General features: G+C 69.5%; 14 protein-coding genes and 2 pseudogenes. 9 read left to right on the forward strand and 7 right to left on the reverse strand.

Going from position 1 to position 16,320, the window contains the following annotated elements; all coding sequences use genetic code 11:
- Positions 1-99 precede the first annotated feature (99 nt).
- Positions 100-906, reverse strand: a complete 807-nt coding sequence (locus tag ACIBSV_RS11085) for a hypothetical protein (RefSeq protein ID WP_395861539.1) — start codon at positions 904-906, stop codon at positions 100-102.
- A gap of 293 nt (positions 907-1,199) precedes the next feature.
- Entirely contained in the window at positions 1,200-2,711 is a 1,512-nt protein-coding gene (locus ACIBSV_RS11090; RefSeq protein WP_395861541.1) for a hypothetical protein, read from the reverse strand.
- 176 nt (positions 2,712-2,887) lie between these two features.
- On the opposite strand from ACIBSV_RS11090, the gene ACIBSV_RS11095 reads away from it, so the two are divergent.
- The gene (locus tag ACIBSV_RS11095) at positions 2,888-3,334 is read left to right on the forward strand and encodes a DUF4158 domain-containing protein (protein ID WP_395861839.1); all 447 of its coding nucleotides are present in this window, start codon (positions 2,888-2,890) and stop codon (positions 3,332-3,334) included.
- A 266-nt stretch (positions 3,335-3,600) separates the two neighbouring features.
- Here the strand turns inward: ACIBSV_RS11095 and ACIBSV_RS11100 are convergent, their stop codons facing one another.
- Complete coding sequence (locus tag ACIBSV_RS11100) at positions 3,601-4,548, reverse strand: alpha/beta hydrolase family protein (protein WP_395861543.1); 948 nt, start codon at positions 4,546-4,548, stop codon at positions 3,601-3,603.
- 164 nt (positions 4,549-4,712) lie between these two features.
- On the opposite strand from ACIBSV_RS11100, the gene ACIBSV_RS11105 reads away from it, so the two are divergent.
- Positions 4,713-5,084: a MerR family transcriptional regulator gene (locus ACIBSV_RS11105; RefSeq protein WP_395861841.1), complete on the forward strand. Its 372-nt coding sequence runs from the start codon at positions 4,713-4,715 to the stop codon at positions 5,082-5,084.
- Positions 5,085-5,309: 225 nt separating this feature from the next.
- Positions 5,310-6,018 (forward strand): annotated as a pseudogene (locus ACIBSV_RS11110) (transposase); the annotation flags it as partial.
- 65 nt (positions 6,019-6,083) lie between these two features.
- On the opposite strand, the gene ACIBSV_RS11115 reads toward ACIBSV_RS11110, so the two are convergent.
- Positions 6,084-6,950 (reverse strand): NAD(P)-dependent oxidoreductase, encoded by an 867-nt coding sequence (locus tag ACIBSV_RS11115; protein WP_395861545.1) that lies wholly within the window; start codon positions 6,948-6,950, stop codon positions 6,084-6,086.
- Here ACIBSV_RS11115 and ACIBSV_RS11120 point away from each other — a divergent pair.
- Entirely contained in the window at positions 6,949-7,350 is a 402-nt protein-coding gene (locus tag ACIBSV_RS11120) for a winged helix-turn-helix transcriptional regulator (RefSeq protein WP_395861546.1), read from the forward strand. The genes ACIBSV_RS11115 and ACIBSV_RS11120 overlap by 2 nt on opposite strands.
- A gap of 608 nt (positions 7,351-7,958) precedes the next feature.
- Here the strand turns inward: ACIBSV_RS11120 and ACIBSV_RS11125 are convergent.
- Positions 7,959-8,252, reverse strand: a complete 294-nt coding sequence (locus tag ACIBSV_RS11125; RefSeq protein ID WP_395861548.1) for a DUF1330 domain-containing protein — start codon at positions 8,250-8,252, stop codon at positions 7,959-7,961.
- A gap of 187 nt (positions 8,253-8,439) precedes the next feature.
- Between ACIBSV_RS11125 and ACIBSV_RS11130 the strand changes: the two genes are divergently transcribed.
- From ACIBSV_RS11130 to ACIBSV_RS11145, 4 genes and pseudogenes are all read left to right on the forward strand, one after another.
- Positions 8,440-9,342 (forward strand): LysR family transcriptional regulator, encoded by a 903-nt coding sequence (locus tag ACIBSV_RS11130; RefSeq protein WP_395861549.1) that lies wholly within the window; start codon positions 8,440-8,442, stop codon positions 9,340-9,342.
- Positions 9,343-9,704: 362 nt separating this feature from the next.
- Positions 9,705-9,906 (forward strand): annotated as a pseudogene (locus tag ACIBSV_RS11135) (DUF6009 family protein); the annotation flags it as partial.
- A gap of 183 nt (positions 9,907-10,089) precedes the next feature.
- Positions 10,090-10,752, forward strand: coding sequence for a hypothetical protein (locus ACIBSV_RS11140; RefSeq protein WP_395861551.1), 663 nt, complete (start codon positions 10,090-10,092; stop codon positions 10,750-10,752).
- A gap of 948 nt (positions 10,753-11,700) precedes the next feature.
- Entirely contained in the window at positions 11,701-12,306 is a 606-nt protein-coding gene (locus tag ACIBSV_RS11145; RefSeq protein ID WP_395861552.1) for a dihydrofolate reductase family protein, read from the forward strand.
- 866 nt (positions 12,307-13,172) lie between these two features.
- On the opposite strand, the gene ACIBSV_RS11150 is transcribed toward ACIBSV_RS11145, so the two are convergent.
- Positions 13,173-13,748 carry a hypothetical protein gene (locus ACIBSV_RS11150; RefSeq protein ID WP_395861554.1) on the reverse strand — a complete coding sequence of 192 codons (576 nt, stop codon included), beginning with the start codon at positions 13,746-13,748 and terminating at the stop codon, positions 13,173-13,175.
- 144 nt (positions 13,749-13,892) lie between these two features.
- Here ACIBSV_RS11150 and ACIBSV_RS11155 point away from each other — a divergent pair, with 144 nt between their 5' ends.
- Positions 13,893-14,315, forward strand: coding sequence for a YidB family protein (locus ACIBSV_RS11155; RefSeq protein WP_395861843.1), 423 nt, complete (start codon positions 13,893-13,895; stop codon positions 14,313-14,315).
- Between the two features lie 354 nt (positions 14,316-14,669).
- Here the strand turns inward: ACIBSV_RS11155 and ACIBSV_RS11160 are convergent, their stop codons facing one another.
- Entirely contained in the window at positions 14,670-16,001 is a 1,332-nt protein-coding gene (locus tag ACIBSV_RS11160) for a hypothetical protein (RefSeq protein ID WP_395861556.1), read from the reverse strand.
- Positions 16,002-16,320: the final 319 nt, after the last annotated feature.

The following is a 16,320-nucleotide window of genomic DNA, read 5'->3' on the forward strand; positions in this document are numbered from 1 at the left end:
GACCTCTTACCCGTGTTGCGTCATCTCTGTTCGGAGCGCGCCATCCCACGCCTCGGCGGCGGCATGATTGACGTCCTCATGAAACGAGTACTCGACCGGTCACCGGGCTCGGCGCCCCGTGTCCTGCTCCACGGCCCAGGTCCGCAGCCCGGTCACGGCCTCTTCCCGTGACAGCGGGCCGCGTTCGAGATGCAGATCTTGTAGACGGCGAGTGGCCGCACCGATCAGTGGGCCCGGAGGCAGGCCGAGCAGCTCCATGATCGCCTTACCGTCCAGAGCCACCGGAACGTTTGGGAGCCTCCTGTATTTCTCGAACTCCGCAGCAGCACGCGCTGTTCTCTCATGCGCCGCGAGCTGCTCCGCATGCCACTCGTCGTAGGTTGCCGCCCATCGAGCGGCCCGGCCGGCCAACTGCCAGCCGTCCACGTCCTGTTCCCAACCAAGCCCCACCTCCAGGAACAGGTCGTCGTGGTAGCTCGCTTCTTCGGAACTGCTCGGAACGACATCGAGTAGGGCGAGCGCGGCATTGATCGGCCAGTCTTCCCGCGGGCCGGTGAAGACCCGGGTATGGGCCGGACCCCACGCCCTCGCGCCGGTTCGCCACACGGCAGCGGTCTGGTATCCGTGTCCCCCGTGGAAGTCAGCCTCCACGTAGGCGATCGGCCCGCCCCGGGACCAGTCGCTCAAGATCTGCTCGAAGGCCGGAGACATCACTGTGAATGGTTGACCAGACCCGGCGCCGTCCTGACCGGTGGGCAAACCCGCCGGCTCCTCGACGAGCTGTTTGGTGACGGGCACCAGCCCCATGCGCTGTCGGAGCGGGGCGACAACCGCTTCCCGAGTCCCGGCAATCCGGCTCCTGAGCAGGTCGAAAACCGCAATGACGGCGTTGAGCTGGTACGGCATTCCCGCAGGGTAGCCGCACCGCCGCCGCACGGAGTTTCGATTGGTTGATCGACCACATCGACAAGAACTCCGGGCCCGCACCGGCAGGTCCACGACCAAGCCGTCCACCTGGCCGCCCGTGCGACGCAAGCATCCACGTCCGCAAACTGGCGAACGGCGAAGTGGTTGCTCGTATGTGGACCGATCGGCGTGACTCCCCGGCCGCCTACCGCACGCACTCGACCGACGAGGGCGACGTCACGCCCGACGCCGTCCTGCAAGCCGACCTGAGCGCACTTCGCCCTGCAGTCGGTTCACCGCGTCGGGCTCTCCGGTGGGATCCCCCGGCCGGCCACGCCGGGGGCGGCCCGCAGGGGGGTCCACTCGGGGACGTGGACGACCCAGGTCGAGTCGGTTGCGGTGCCCGGGACGACGTGGCGTCGCCATGTGGCCGCCCACGCCGGTGGGGCGGCCCCGTTCTTGGTCAGCAGTGCCGAGGGCACACGGTACGTCTCGGCGATCAGGTGATCGCGGGTGTGCGTCGCGTTGTTGCCCGACGGCGCCGCCGAGGCGCATCCGGCGTAGTAGGCGATGGGGATCGCCTCGGTGCCGGTGAGCAGGCAGGGCGGGCGGATGCCCGCCGCGCGCGCAGTCCGCGCGATCCGTTCCCAGTCCCGACGCGTCTCCCGGTGACTGTCCGCCCAGTGCGCGGTGATCAGTACCTGGACGGCGAGGTGTCCGGCGAGCGCCACACCGAGCGCCGCCCCCAGGACGAGTCGGGGCCGCCGACGCCCGAGTCGACCTCTGACCACGTCGATCACCGCGAGCAGACCCCAGACCGCGGGCAGCGCGAGCAGGGCGTAGGTCGGCAGCAGGAAACGTGGCGCGGAATAGTCGATGAGCAGGACGTAGGTGACGGCCAGGGAGACGCCCACGGCACAGGGCAGCCAGGCAAGCGCAGACAGCCGCGCCCGCCGCGCGGCCCACACGCCGGCGATCACCAACACCGGCAGGGCGCACCACCACACGAGCGCCGGGGCGGCTACCGAGTCGCCGGTACAGGGTCGGCACAACAGCGGCCCGTCCAACGCGGAAGCGGTCTCGCGAAGTGAGAAGGTCAGCCCCGTACCGCCCTGGATCTCGCCCGCGCGGTGCACCCGTTCGAGGATCCCGCCGAACCGAAGATGCGCCTCGACCAGCCACGCGAGCACGCCGGCGAACGATCCGCCCACGATCACCGCGAACAGGTCCGCCCGCCGCCACGCCGGGACCGCGAGCGTGGCGACGATCAGCGGCAGCGCCAGCCAGAAGGCGTCGCCGGGCCGGACCAGACCCGCGACGGCGAGCGACCCGGCCAGTGCGAGCCGCCCGTGCCCACCCCGAGCCACCCACAGGTACCAGCCGACGGCCGAGACCCCGGCCATGGCCGAGTAGTGGTTGGGCATCGCCGCGCCCGCGTAGAACAGCGTGATCCACAACGTGGCGTAGCCGCCCACCGCACCGAGCACGACCGCCGGCCGGGGCACCAGTCGCAACCACGGCAGATACCCGAGAAACAGCGCCGTCGCGGCCGCCCCCGACAGCCAGTACCGCAGCAGAACCGTCGAATCGGTGACCATCACCACCGGCGCGACCAGCAGCGCCACGCCCCGGGACCGGGGCGCGCTGAAGAACGCGGCCGGCGTGCTCGGGGCGTACTGGCTCACATAGACGATCTCGTCCCACCCCAACCCCATCTCGGGAGAGGTCAGGGCGAGTCCGCCGGCGGCACACACCACACACACGAGCCCCAACACCAGCGGCGACCGAAGGGCAATTTGCGACATTTAGCAATCTTGATCCCCAATATTGCAAAACAACCCAAAAGCCTCGTAAGCCATTCGGGTACGGCCGCGACCGTTACCCCGGGTGCCAGTAGGAACCGTGTCACCAGCGCCAACGGCAGTGATCTTGCGAGGCATCCCTCGTGCGGGTGAGCCCCTTGGCCGTACGGCTGCGGTGTGTGAGCCCGCGCGAGGACCATCCACGAACGTGGCCCGTAGGCCATTGGACCTGGACGAACCGGTCGAGCACTGGAGCTGTTGCAGGACGAGCAGGCGCTTGTGTCCGGCAAGCGGGGTGTGACGCGGCTGGGCTTCGCCGTGCTGCTGAAGTTCGGCGGCAGTACGGCCGGTTTCCACGCGGCCGGGTCGAGTTGCCCGGTGAGGCCGTGGGGTTCGTCGCCCGGCAGGTTCGGGTTCCTCCTTCGGAGTCGGATTCCTACGACTGGGCGGGCCGTACGGTCGAGCACCACCGCGCGCAGATCCGGGAACACCTCGGGTTCCACGTGCGCCCATTCGGCGAGGTCGACCTGAACATGGCCGCCTGCCTCGATCTCGCGGCGGCCACCGTGGCCGCTCCCCGTGCCGAGGGCGATGGGGAACCGGCGGCGGAGCGATCGCGCGCGTGAGCCGGCCGGCCCCCGCCGCACCCACATCTCGGAATCCGGCGAATCGAGACGCGCCAGGGGCGGTGGGCTACGCCTCGGGGACGATACCCACGGAGCCCGGGGCGACGGATGTGATCTGCTCGGCGAAAGCCCGGGGCAGGCCGAGACTGCGCCACGTACGGCGGCGGTACCCGTCGGCGGAGGCGGCCCGCGCCATCGCCGTGCATATCGCGAACGCCACCTTCGCCGCCCACAGCGCCCCCGGAGGTGGTTCGTTTCGCGGAGTTTCACTTGGATTCGATCCGCCCCATGGGGGCGACACTCTGCGACAAAGCGTTCTGCGCTGTCGTCCAGCCCGCGTCCTCGATGCCGAGCGCGTGGCGAAGGTAGGCCCAGGTGACCCGTTGGATCAGGGACACGCGCTCGGGGTTCTCGTCCGTCGTCTCCCGGACTTCGTAGCCGGCGATTCCACCGAGGGAGTGCTTTGCCCCGAACAGGGTGAGCAGGCTCTTGCGCCCCGGGCTCAGGTGGTACGGGTCGGCGAGCCACTCCGGCCCCCTGACGGACAGCGGTATCTCGTCCTCGTTCCCCGCGACCACGAGGGTCGGCGTGGTCATGTGCGCGAAGTCCTGTCCCTTCAACCACGGGAGATTCTCGGCCGCGAAGGGGGTCAGGTCGGCTCCGCCCCTGCCGGCCGTGGCAAGCAGCACGCCCGCCTTGATCCGCGGGTCGGACAGGTCTTCCGCCTTCCGGCTCACCGGATCGAGGACGCGCAGACCCAGCAGATTGCCCGCCGTCTGGCCACCGAAGGAGTGTCCGGCCGCGGCGATGCGGCTTCGATCCAGGCGCCCGCCGAGACCGGGAACGGCGGCCTCCAGCAGGTCGAGCCGGTCGAGGACGCGCTTCATGTCCTGGACGCGGAAACGCCAGAGCCGCGGTGTGCGGGGATCGTCCCGGGGAAGACCCACGGTCCTGGAGTCGAGATGGGTGGGCTGAATCACCACGAAACCGTGAGCGGCCCAGAAGTCGGCCAGGGGACCGTAGCCGTTCAAGGACGACCCGAAACCGTGCGAGAAGACGATGATCGGCAGTTCGCTCCCGGTTGTCGGCGCGGAGATTCTCACCTGCAGGTCCTCGCCACGGCCCGGTGCTTCCAGTACCACCGGCTTCACCGAGACGATGGGGGCGGGGGCGGTGACGGCCACGTCGGTGGCCGGCGCGTCTGATGTGGTCATGGGCGGATCTTCCTTCGCATTTCCGGTGGGGAAGCTGTCGAACAAGCCGGTCACGGTCTCGTCCTTCGCCTGGGCGGAGGGGGCGAGCCGTCGCGAGATACGCTAAAACCTGACGCTGACGTCAGAGGCAAGAAGTGTGGTCCGGCTCACATCGGAGAGACATGATGCGTATCGGCGACCTCGCCACCAGGGCAGGCGTCAGCGTTCGGGCGCTGCGCTACTACGAGGAACAGAACCTGCTCGCCTCGGAACGCAGCCCCAGCGGCCAGCGGCAGTACCCGGACAGCGCGGTCGACCGTGTCCGGCTGATCCAGCAGTTGTACGCCGCCGGGCTGCCGAGCAAGACGATCGCGGACCTGCTGCCGTGTGTCGTGAACGGTGAGGCAACGCCCGAACTGCTCGACCGGCTTTCGGCGGAACGGGATCGCATCGACAGCCGGATCGGCGATCTGGTGAGCGCCCGGGACAGACTGGGCACCGTCATTGCCGCCGCCACCGCGAACTGGCGAACGGGCCAACGCTGCCGGCCCCGGTAGTCGGCAGCCGAGCTTTCGCGCGTCCCCGTCCGGCCGTCCACGACGGCCGGACGGCGGCACGTGGCGAGGGGAGAACCGGGCTCTGCGGCCGGGAACGGAGATGTCCAGCAACCGACCGATTGACGAGCAAGGTCGTCCAGGGGGCGGTGCGTGTCCTCAACCGCTCACTCTCCGGCCGAGTGGTGCTGTGCGACCTCTTCGGCGCACAGGCCCCGGACCCCTTTCCGGGCTGCGGGGCTCGGCGAGGACATCGTCTTCGCGACCAAGCCGGACTGGCCCGGGTAATGTCGAACGGCTCCTGACCGCCGGACACCGCATGGGCTGGGTCACGGGTGACGAGGTCTACGGCGGTGTCCCGAAACTGCGGACGGCTTTGGAGGAACGCGGCATCGGATACGTCCTTGCCGTGGCCTGCGCGGCCGAAGTGCCCACCGACGCAAGCGCGTTCCGAGCCGATGCCCTGGTGAAGAAGGTGCCGAAACGAGCCTGGCAGAGGCTCGTCTCGGCCGGACGCGGAGCAAAGGGACAGCGGTTCTGCGACTGGGCTGTCATCGGCCCGCCGAAGCGGCACCGGGCCGCCACAGGTGCTGATTCGCCGCAACCGCATCACCGGTGAACTTGCCTACTACCGCTGTCACTCCACCACGCCGGCATCCCTGGCCACCCTGGTCGAGGTCGCAGGTTCCAGATGGCGGGTGGAGGACTTCCGGAGCGGGAAGGGGCCGGTCGGGCTGGATGATCACCAGGCCCGCCGCTACCCTCCTGGGTCCGCCGGACAGCGACGGTGATGAACCGACCTGATCCCGCTGACCTGCAACGCCGACGAACACGCACACCGCCGGCCCATCGACTCAACCGGTCCGCCCGGCGGCGCCGCCACCAGGCACGATCACGAGCCGGTCATTATCGGCGACAAGCCGCATCCCAGACATGAAGATCACGACCTACAGCTGGAGTACCGGATCAACGACGGCGCCCCGTCCCGGTCGAGAGGCGGGTTCAGCCGCGGAGGAGCTCGGCGACGTGGGCGTAGGAGTCGTCCGCGTAACCGGCCGCCATGCCCCGGCGCGCGATCTCATGGGCGGCGGAGATCACCGTACTGTCGACGCCCCGGCTGCGCGAGGCCTCCAGGACATGGGACATGATCGCCGTCGCCGAGCGGAGGTTGGAGCCCCCGGCGGGGTAGTTGCCGGTGTCGACCTGCTCGGCGAACGCGTCGATCACGTCGGGCAGGAGCGCGGCGACGCCCTTGGCGTAGGGGGCCAGCTCGGATGCGGTGACACCCTCGGACCCGGCGAGGGCGAAGGCGTGGACGACACCGGTCAGTGCCGTCCAGAAGATGTCGAGCAGTGCGACGTCGTGCGCCGCCGCACGGCCCGGGTCCGTGCCCAGGTGCATACAGGTGCCGCCGATGGCCCTGAGGGTGTCCCGGTGGCGTTCGTACAGGTCGGCCGGGCCGCTGTGGAGGACCAGGGTGGACGGGCCGCCGACGAGGTACGTCGGAACCATGATCGCGCCGTCGAGATAGCCGATGCCGTGCGCGTCGGCCCACTCGGCGGTGGCGCGGGCGTCGTCGGGGGTTCCGGCGGTGAGGTTGACCAGGGTCCGGCCCTCGAGCTCGGCGGCGTGCGGGGCGATGACGGCACGGACGGCTTCGTGGTCCAGCACGCAGATCACCACGAGGTCGCTCGCCGCGATCGCCTCCGCGGCGGTGCCTGCCTCGACGGCGCCGTTCTCCACCAGGCCGTCCGCCCGACCCGGAGTACGGTTCCAGACGGTTGCGGAATGGCCCGCGGCCAGGAACGCGGAGGCCAGAGCCCGGCCCATCGGGCCCAGGCCGAGAACGGTGACGGGGGAAGCAGACATGGGGAACTCCGAGGTAGTGACGGTGACCGATCCGCACACATGCGGGATGGGTGTGGCCGTCGGGGTGTTCGAGGGCAAGTGGAAGTCGTTCGTCATGTGGGCGCTCTCCGAGCGTCCGCGCCGCTTCGGGGAGACCAGGCGGCTGGTCACCGGCATCAGCGAGAAGGTGCTGACCCAGCAGCTCCGGGAGCTCCAGGCCGACGGGATCGTGCACCGGGAGGACTACGACGAGGTGCCGCCCCGGGTCGAGTACTCGCTGACCGAACGGGGCCGTCGGCTCTACGAACTGCTGGAACTGCTCTCCGCCTGGGGTCGGGACCACCTGGCCGCGAGGACAGGGGCGGTATCGGACGACGGACTGGGCGCGCCTCAGCAAGACTTCCCGGTCGCCGGTCCTTGATCAAGTACGCACCTTCAGGTACGTGCCCACGTCGCCCTCCCGCCTTGGCGTTCGTCGCCCCGGGGCGGTACGCCGACGGCCGGCGACGGGGCCACCGGCCGCTCGCCGGGTGTGAGATCCGGTGGGACGGCGGGCAGCAACAGGCCCCTCCCGCCGGCGCCCCGGGCTGCTTCGACAACAGAGGAACCGCAGATCGAAACCCCTCGAAAGAGGTCTCGACCTGCGGTTCTTCAAACTGTTTGTCAGTAGTACTCCGAGTAGCCCCGACGGGGCACACGGCAGAGGGATGCAGGATGCGCCCCCGGTCATCGATGCCTTGTGTTCGCTGGACCGATCTGTCGTGTGAGAAGCGGTTCCCGGTTCGCGGTTCGCGGTTCCCGGTTCGCTTCGGGCGAGGGTGGGTTTCGTCGACGAGGTCAGCGAGACGGTCCGGCCGGCCCGGACGTCGCGTCGCTTCTTCGATCCGCCCGACAGGGATCAGGCCGTCGAGGACGTCGACGACGAACCGGGACGCGGGGCATGGCTTCGAAGTCGTCTCGTGAGTCGTCGTACGGCAGCGTGTGCGTATCGGGTGACGGATGCTCGGCGATGGCTGGGCGGCCGGCCGGTCAGTCGATGCTGTCGATGATGCGGAAGTCGCGCTCGTAGCCGTCGGGGAGAGCCACCAGCGCCTTCTGGTATGCCTCGCTCTCGTATGCCGCGACGGCCTGTTCGAAGTTGTCGAACTCGATCAGAACGACGCGTTGCGTGATTCCGGCCTCGTGGGCGACGACTCGACCGCCGACGGACAGGGTGCGTCCGCCCCCGGCCCGGACGGCGGGACCGGCCAGCTTGTCGTAGGCAGTCAGCGCCTCGGGGTCGGAAATGGCGGGGTAGACGCTGACCCAGTAGCCCTTGGCCATGGAAACCTCCTGTGTTCGGCCGGATACGTCCGACTTCGAATCGACACTCGGATCGATCGATCCGGCGACCGGTACTGCGGTCGGTTGGATCGTCATATGCGCAGGCTAGGGCTGGATGTGCGGTCGAGGGAAAGACCGATACGGGATAGACTCAGAACGGATCGTTATCAATCGGCAGGGAGGGCGCGTGGCGCCGGAGACGGTGAGCCTGCGGTACTTCCTGGTGCTGGCGCAGGAGTTGAACTTCACCCGCGCGGCCGCACGGATCGGTATCGCACAGCCCGCACTCAGCGCCCGGATGCGCCGACTGGAGGCGGAACTCGGTACGGCCCTGCTGGTCCGCAACACGCGCAGCGTCGTATTGACCACGGCCGGTGCGGCTTTGGCGGAGTCCGCGCCGCCCGCGCTGGCGGCGCTGGACCGGGCCTGGGACACCGCCCGGAGCGCGGCGGCCGGCCAACTGGGCACGCTGCGCATCGGATACAGCCTCAGCACCGGGGCCGAGACGGCACCGGCCCTGGTGGACGGGCTGATTCGCGGCAACAGCGGACTCGAGGTCGGCGCGGTCCCGATGGCGACACCGGAGATCTCCCCCGCGGTCGCCGACGGCCGCATCGATGCCGGGATCACCCGCGGTGAACAACCGGGCCGTGGCGTGCGCCGGTTCCTGCTGCGGCGTCAGCGCGTCGGGGTCCAACTGGCGCAGCACCATCCGCTGGCCGCACACCCGGAGATCGAGATCGCCGACGCGGCCGCGTATCCGCTGCGACTCCCGGACCGTGCGGCCAACCCCGTGATCCACGATCAACTGTCCGCACTGTTCCGAGACACCCGACCACACCCCCGATTCCACACGCCCGCAGTCTCTTTCGACATGTCTCAGCGCGACCTGCGCGACGGCGTCACCCTCGCCCCGGCCGGAGAAGCCGCGGCCACGGCACAACCGGCCGGTCTCACCTGGCGACCGCTGCGAGGCGCGCCAAGCCTGACGATCCACCTGGTCCTCCCACGCGAGCAGTCGCCGCTACACCGCCGCATCCGTGCCGTCGCCAAAACCCTGGCGCACGAGTTGCACTGGCTGCCGGACTGACGCGCAAGAGGTCGAGCGAGACGCACGCCTGCGGTGGCGAGGCCGAAGACCTTGCGCCCGGCGGACTTCGCGGTGATCACGACGACGACGGCGGTCTTGCCGAATGTCCGACACGACTTCGCCACGCCGGCGGATCAGCATCCTGCGATGGCCCCGGGTCCGGTCCGAGTCGTACACCGCGGCGACGTCCTCGCCCAGCCCGAGATCTCGTGGGAGCGAACACGGGGCACGACCTCATCGGCCCCGCGAACGCGGGGATCGTTCCGCAGCGACGAACTTCCCGGCGGAACGGCCCGCGTTCCACCGGGCCCATGGTGTGCGGCTCCCGATCGCGACGGGCCCGAGTCGTTCTTCCCGCAAGCATGGTCGGGTACATCGAACTCGACAAGACCGCCGAAGTCGACCCCGACAGCGGCCTGCAACTGCGCAGGGTCTTCTTCCTCCTCCCACACGACCGGGACAGCGAGCCCGAGGGCCCCTACCAGGCAGGCGCGCCCGGAGAGGCGGTCGGACCCGCGCACCATCGCCCCCAGGCGCTTCGGCGAGAAGACCACCCGCTCTTAGCGATGCTCCGCCGCGATAGCGCCGGCCGGCCGCTGAAGCCCGCACGAGGGGGGCACACTCCCGGTCCGAGGAAGGCCTGTGCGGGAGCAGTCGAGAGCGTTTTGTCCACCAGGTGCGGTGGTGTGGAGATCACGATGGGTTCTCGGCCGTGGTGCAAGACGTTTTCGGCCGTAGCCTCTCACCATGCAGTCCACTCTGATGATCTACGACGGCACCGTACCGGCCGATTCCGGCGTCCTGCGGACCGGGGGAGTGCCGCTGGCTCCTGCGGGATTCAGCTGGCCCATATGCGGGTCCTTTTGCGGCGGGCCGCTGCAGTTCTTCGCGCATCTTCCCGTCGAGTACGGCGTTCTGTCGGTGTTCGTGTGTCAGAACGATCCCGGCGCGTGCGAGTTCTGGGACGCGACGTCCGGCGGGAACCGGGTCCATCTGTTTCCCCGGGAGGAACTGCGGCCGGTGGAGGTGCCCGCGACGGGTGTGACGCTGCTGCCCGCCGTCTCGGCCATCCGCACCCACGTCGTGACGCTCGACCCCGCGGAGGACGGGGATGACGGCGATGACGACGAAGTCGCGCCCGACGCGTACGACCTCGCCCGCTCGGGGTGGAAACGGGAGCCCGAAGAACGATTCGGGAGGCAACGCGAAGTGCTCGGGTCACTCGGAGGCAGCCCCTCCTACCTCGAGGACGACCGACTGCCCGCATGCCCCTCCTGCACCGGCACGATGGAGTTCGCGGCACACCTGGAGGAGGGAATCTCCGCGCAGACCGCGATGAACCTCGGCGGCCAACTGGGCTACGTCTTCGTCTGCCGCGACTGCCGCGAAGGTGCCTTCCTCACGAACTGAGCGGCACACCCCACGCAGCCGACGCTCCGTCGGCCGCCCACCGGCGGCCGACGGAGGCTTGGCGCCGGTTCCGTTTCGACGCCTCGACGCCCCGCGGCGCTCCTGCCCGAGCCGGACAACCTTCCTGCGGCATCGAGGTGACCACAGTGCCCCGGGCGCCACGCGATCGGCCGTGGGACTCGGCGAACGCCTTGTCCACACCGCGGACGCCCCGCGTCGACTCGGCCGGGCCGAGTCCTCGTCGGCGTCCTGGTCTCCGCCACGCCCACGATCCGCCGGGCCACGTCCACCTCGGTCGCGACACGAATCGGCGAACCGCCTGAGCGTGGCGGTCTTTTCGGCGTTCCCACCGGGTGGACGGGGGAGCCGCGCCCGTAAGTTTCCAGCGCTCGGGAGCACGGTCGTTGGACGCCGTCGCGCTGAAGAGCCGCACCGAGCGCGCGTCGGCCCGGGCCGGGTTGCCACCCAGCGCCGGGCGCCGGTGACGGTGCGCCACTGGTCGATGCCGACAAGCGCCGGGGCACCGGGCGCGGACCACTCGGGCGCGGCGTCGGCGGCCAGGCGTGCGGGCCCCGTTGAGTCTGCCAGGCCCGCACGGGGCAGACCTCCGGCTCGCGCCGGCGCAGGATCCGCGCGTCGCGGACCGAGTGCTTCGTCTTGCCGGTGAGAGTGGTCACACGAACCAGGCCGCGCGGGTGGGGCGCGACGTCGCGGGCGAAAAGTCCGGCGGGGTCCTGGGCGCGGGCGGCGTAGTGCACGGCGGCGAGGATGAGCGTGCGGTCGTGGTGTCCGGTGAGGGTGTCAGGGCAAGGCCCGCACCACAGTATACAGTTCTCCGATTACTGACTGTGATGATTTTGAGCCTGTCATCGAAACATTCGGACGGACCGATGAGTTTGTGGCCCGCGGCCGGTCCAAGCTCGTGACACCCGAGGAAAGGACACCGTCATGTCGGAGCTTCTCGTCGATTTCATCACCTCGCTCGACGGCTACGCGTCGGGGGAGGGTTGGCCCGGGTTCTGGGGTCTCGAGGGCCCGGAGTACCTCGGTTGGCTCGGTGAGCAGCCCGAGGTCACCTACCTGATGGGAGCGAACACCTACCGCCAGATGTCGGGCTTCGCCGCCGGCGAGGTCCCGGATGGTCAGGACGAGTTCAGGGCCGAGGAAGAGGCGTCCGTCGACGGGCTCACGCAAGCGTCCAAGGTGGTGTTCTCGTCCTCGCTCGAGGAGCCACTGACGTGGGCCAACTCCACGCTCGTTCGCGACGACGCCGTCGAGACGGTCCGCGCCATGAAGGAGAACGGCTCGGGGCTCCTCAGCACGATCGGCAGCCTCAGCCTGTGCCGGTCCCTGCTGCGGGCCGGACTCGTCGACCGCTTCCGGGTCGGCATGTTCCCGGTGATCACCGGGGCCACGGGCGCGGAACGCATCTACGACGGCTACCCGGACGTCGCCCTCGAGATGATCGAGCACCGGACCTTCGACGGCCGCATCCAACTGGTCGAGTACAAGCCACGCGTGCTCGAACACCCGCCGCTCGGCGCCCCTGCGTGACGTCACTCCGTCCGAGGCGTCGAACGCCACCGCCCGCAGCCTCTTCCAACTGATCGAACCGGCGAGACCGGCCCCTGTACGGGCACGACTTGGTCGACCTCGCGCTGCGCCCGGCGACGACGACCACCGTGCGCCTGACCGGGTGGGCGCACGACGTCCGTCCGCAGGACTTGGTCCGAATCGCCCTGCGGTCCGCCCCAACCGCACACCGCGACCGCAGGGCGGTGTGCGGTTGACTCGCGGCGGGCCGGCGCCGCGATGGTCGGTTGGATGGGCTCGCGTGTGACGAACCTGTGCATGCAGCGATTGCATCGGAACTCGTCGCCGGGTGGTGGTACGCGACCGCCTCGGCCGTTCGCGCGCGACCGCCTGAACTGCCGGGGGTCGGCGCGCCGCGCGCAATCCGTACACCTTGAAGGGGAGCGAACTCCCGACACAGGTCGTGCGGAACGACCTGCACCCGTCCCGGTGCGTGTCGCCTTCGATGGAGCGGGCGTTCCGACCGGCAGCCGCGACATGGGCACACCGGTGGGGACGGGTAGCCTCCGCCTGCCCGTGGCGACCACGTGGCGGGTGGAGGGAGTAACGGTTCCCCATTGTTTGTCTGCGGCCTGGAACGCCATGCCGCCCCCCTGTGCTCTCGTGAGACCAGTCCTTGTAGGCCATCGTGCTGACTCTCTCCGCAATCCCCGGCAGGCGGCCGTCGATCAAGTCCAGCTCGCGGGATGTGTCGGGCAGTTCGGGCGAGGCGGAGCGAGATCGGCAGCAGTGCGTAGACGACGGCGTCCGTCTTGGGGTAGTCGGCGAAGTGGTCGAGTCTTTCCTCGGCCAGGCGGGCGCGCGACCTCGAAGCCGCCGGTATCGTCTCAGGCTTCCGCTCTGACGATGACTACGCAATGGCCTGCGCCCCGGCCGACGACTGCGGCATCGAAGGGGGCAACGGTTACGGGTACCCATATTCCGCCGGGCGACCAACGCGCGCCTTCCGGGGCCTTCGACAACGGCTCGGGTGGATAGCCTTCGCCCCGCACGCCCCGCACGACATAGTCACCGTTCGCCCGCCAGTCACCCTCGGGGCCCAGCAACTCGACCAAGTCATCCGCCAACGCGCGGGCCCTGGCAACGAACTCCTCGGGTGGGCCCCCGTCCATCGCCAGAAAACGGGTCAGTGTCGCCATGATCCACAAGGGTGCGCTGTCGACGGTGAGCCTGAGGCGCAGGGCCGCATCCAGTTCAGCGGGGTCTCGCGGGCCGTCATGGGCGTCTCCGGGTGGCTGACGATGGACCAGTCCCGTGGGTTCCAGGACGCCCCAACATGCCTCGCCGTGGCTTCGCGGGCCGTCCGGCATCATCGCGCCGACCCGCTCATCGTCGTCGGCCCATTCGCTCAGTCGCTTGCCTACATGTGCCGCATCCGGTGGGAGCGTGCTCGACTCGTCCATGGGCCCAATCCTGCCGCCAGAGTATGCGGAGGGCGGTGCGGTGACGGCCAACTGTCCCAGGTCCGCGCTTTCTGACCTTTCGGCCATCATCCTCCGCAACGAAGGGCAGCAAGCCGTACAAGCACCGTCGGCCCGGCCATCAGCCTGGCCGAAGCCGGCCTGAAGTCTCGGGTTCGGTCGTGGGTCGGCGACGGCCCCAACGAGGCGATCACAGCCGACCGGATCGTTTCGGTCGTCGGTGAGGACCAACTCGCCCGAGCCGCCGAAAGTTTGGAGAGGCGGCCCGGGGAGTCGGCCGTGGACCTCGCCGCCCGCCTCCCCGGGCTCGTCGACGCTGCCGCGCCCGACACCCCGGCCACCGCCGACATCGAGGGTGGGTTCCCCGGTCCCCGGATCCGCTGGGCCTCCAGCACGGCGGCGACAGCCTGGACCTGTCCAACGAGGTGCCGATCGACGGCCTGTCGACCATCGACGTCAAGTACCTCTGGAGGCGGCGCCCGGGAATTGCGGCGGATCGAGACCGCCGCTCCGGCTGGGGTCGCTTTCTGGGGCGGCCGCGGCCGGTAATCTCGTCGGACCCTGCACGATGGCGACGGGGCTCGCCCCCGTCGGGCTCACCGCTTCTCGATCGGCGGGTCGGGAAGTTGTGAGGAACGACGGCGACCGTGTCTTCGTGCGGAGAAGCCACCGAGGACGACACCGTGCCCGCGGATCGAAGCACTCATGGCAGCAACAGAATCCACGCGGCGGGTCCGGCGAACCGCGACGTCGACGACATCCTCTGCGTCTCCGTCCTGCTGCCGCCGGGGCCGGGGCCGGGGACGCCGCCGACCTGCGGCCCGTCCCCGCACCCTTTGGGAACAAGCCGCCGCGCGGCGATCCGCGGGCGGCCGATGTCCCGTGCTGTCCGATTCGTCGGTATCAGTGGACGATTCGCTCCACGATCCAGTCGACCAGTGTCTTGGTCACCTGGCTGTGCACGGTGTTCTCCCTGTCGCACTTGAACTCGTCGAGTGCGCTCTTCTCGTCGGCCGCTTCGACCTTCTCGTACGGGTTGACGTCCCACCGGGCCGGGTCGTAGTCCAGAGCGACCGCACTCACCGAGGGGACGAAGCAGCTGAACTTGTAGGTTTCCGGGAGGTCGGCTCCGAGTGCGGCGGCGATCTTGCCGAAGGAGTCGAGGGTGCCGCCGGGGGCGCCGTCGAGGCCGGGAACGTGCGAGGTGAAGCCCCGTCGGACCTGGCCGACGGCCCGCATCTCACCGATCGGCTCGCGCGTCCCGCCGTCGGGCTGGAAGTTCGCCCGGGCGTAGACGATCAGTGGTACCTGCCGCTTGAACACCTCCGTGCCCGCCGGCAGGTCACGGCCGGTGCCGTCGCCGGTGCCGTTGGCCACGCCCAGCTTGCGCGGACGTTGCGGGAACCGGCCGAGGTCTTCCAGCTCGGCCAGGAATTGCGTGCGCAATTCGCTGGAGGTGGCGACGGGGCCTTCGTATTTCGCGTCCGGCACCCATGCGTACAGCAGTTGCTGCGCGGCAGGGCTCCTGATCAGCTCGGCCTCCTTGACCTTGCCGGGCGCGGCCGGCAGCGACTCGAAGAAGTAGGCCATCTGCTGGAGGATCAGCGGGATCCAGGCGCCGTTGTGGGGGGAGTCCCAGGAGAGATAGGTCGCGGTCTGGTGGTCCTGCTGCCGGCTCTCCATCTCGGCGAGGGCGTAGCGGGTGATGATGCCGCCCATGCTGACTCCGCCGACGATCAGCGGCTCACTGCCCTGCCTCTCTTGGATGACCTTGTTGATGGCGCTGATCACCACCCCGGCGTTGGCCTGGATGTAGGTGTGCCGCTCCTCGAAGCCGACCAGGACGACGTCGATGCCCGCGGTGAGCAGCTGCTCGAGGAACCCCACGCTGCTGCCCGGGTAGGGCGCGTTGAAGTGGGCGAACAGTCCCGGGAGGTCACTGCGGCCGTAGTTGAAACCGTCCGCGAAGATGAACGGCCGCTGCAACTCCTTGTGGCCGTCGGCGAGGTAGACCGCGGCTTCGCCGACGGCCACCTCCCGCCGGTACGGTCGGGCGGACCGGAGCGGCCAAATGTGCTTGGGCTTCCGGTCGCCGTCGCGCGCGACGGCCATCGGGGTGCCGAACCAAGGGCCTTGCGGCAGGTTCCCGGCGAACTCCGCCACCTGGTCCGCCGAGGACTTCTCCTCGTCCTGCTTCCACGTCAGTTCGACGTCGATCCTGGCTTCCTGTGTCATGGGACAGCTACCACCTCTGCGTAGATGTTGTTCACGGGGCCCCCAAAGGCCGTCGCGATCACGTGCGAGCGGGCGATCGGTGCGCGGATTTGTCACACCTCCGGCAGCGGATGGGATTCGCTGCCTGCCCTCACAGTGATCGAATGTAACTGAACTGTTACCGATTGTGGCGGAGGTTCGCGCGGAGCATCCGCTTCGCCGCCCAGGCATCCTTCGGGATCCGGACGGCGCGACATGGCGGCCGCCGGCCTTCCCGCAGCACGACCGTCGGCTCGGTCCGAATCGGCTCGACCTCGGTGGCCGGGATGCCGTCCTCGCG

The sequence above is a fragment of the Embleya sp. NPDC050154 genome (assembly GCF_044460165.1).
Taxonomy (GTDB): domain Bacteria; phylum Actinomycetota; class Actinomycetes; order Streptomycetales; family Streptomycetaceae; genus Embleya.

What these genes read in the sequence shown, in the direction of transcription:
- ACIBSV_RS11085 (WP_395861539.1), bottom strand. Translation starts at nt 906, where the DNA reads ATGCCGTACCAGCTCAACGCCGTCATTGCGGTTTTCGACCTGCTCAGG.
- ACIBSV_RS11090 (WP_395861541.1), bottom strand. Translation starts at nt 2,711, where the DNA reads ATGTCGCAAATTGCCCTTCGGTCGCCGCTGGTGTTGGGGCTCGTGTGT.
- ACIBSV_RS11100 (WP_395861543.1), bottom strand. Translation starts at nt 4,548, where the DNA reads ATGACCACATCAGACGCGCCGGCCACCGACGTGGCCGTCACCGCCCCC.
- ACIBSV_RS11105 (WP_395861841.1), top strand. Translation starts at nt 4,713, where the DNA reads ATGCGTATCGGCGACCTCGCCACCAGGGCAGGCGTCAGCGTTCGGGCG.
- ACIBSV_RS11120 (WP_395861546.1), top strand. Translation starts at nt 6,949, where the DNA reads ATGGGGAACTCCGAGGTAGTGACGGTGACCGATCCGCACACATGCGGG.
- ACIBSV_RS11115 (WP_395861545.1), bottom strand. Translation starts at nt 6,950, where the DNA reads ATGTCTGCTTCCCCCGTCACCGTTCTCGGCCTGGGCCCGATGGGCCGG.
- ACIBSV_RS11125 (WP_395861548.1), bottom strand. Translation starts at nt 8,252, where the DNA reads ATGGCCAAGGGCTACTGGGTCAGCGTCTACCCCGCCATTTCCGACCCC.
- ACIBSV_RS11140 (WP_395861551.1), top strand. Translation starts at nt 10,090, where the DNA reads ATGCAGTCCACTCTGATGATCTACGACGGCACCGTACCGGCCGATTCC.
- ACIBSV_RS11145 (WP_395861552.1), top strand. Translation starts at nt 11,701, where the DNA reads ATGTCGGAGCTTCTCGTCGATTTCATCACCTCGCTCGACGGCTACGCG.
- ACIBSV_RS11150 (WP_395861554.1), bottom strand. Translation starts at nt 13,748, where the DNA reads ATGGACGAGTCGAGCACGCTCCCACCGGATGCGGCACATGTAGGCAAG.
- ACIBSV_RS11160 (WP_395861556.1), bottom strand. Translation starts at nt 16,001, where the DNA reads ATGACACAGGAAGCCAGGATCGACGTCGAACTGACGTGGAAGCAGGAC.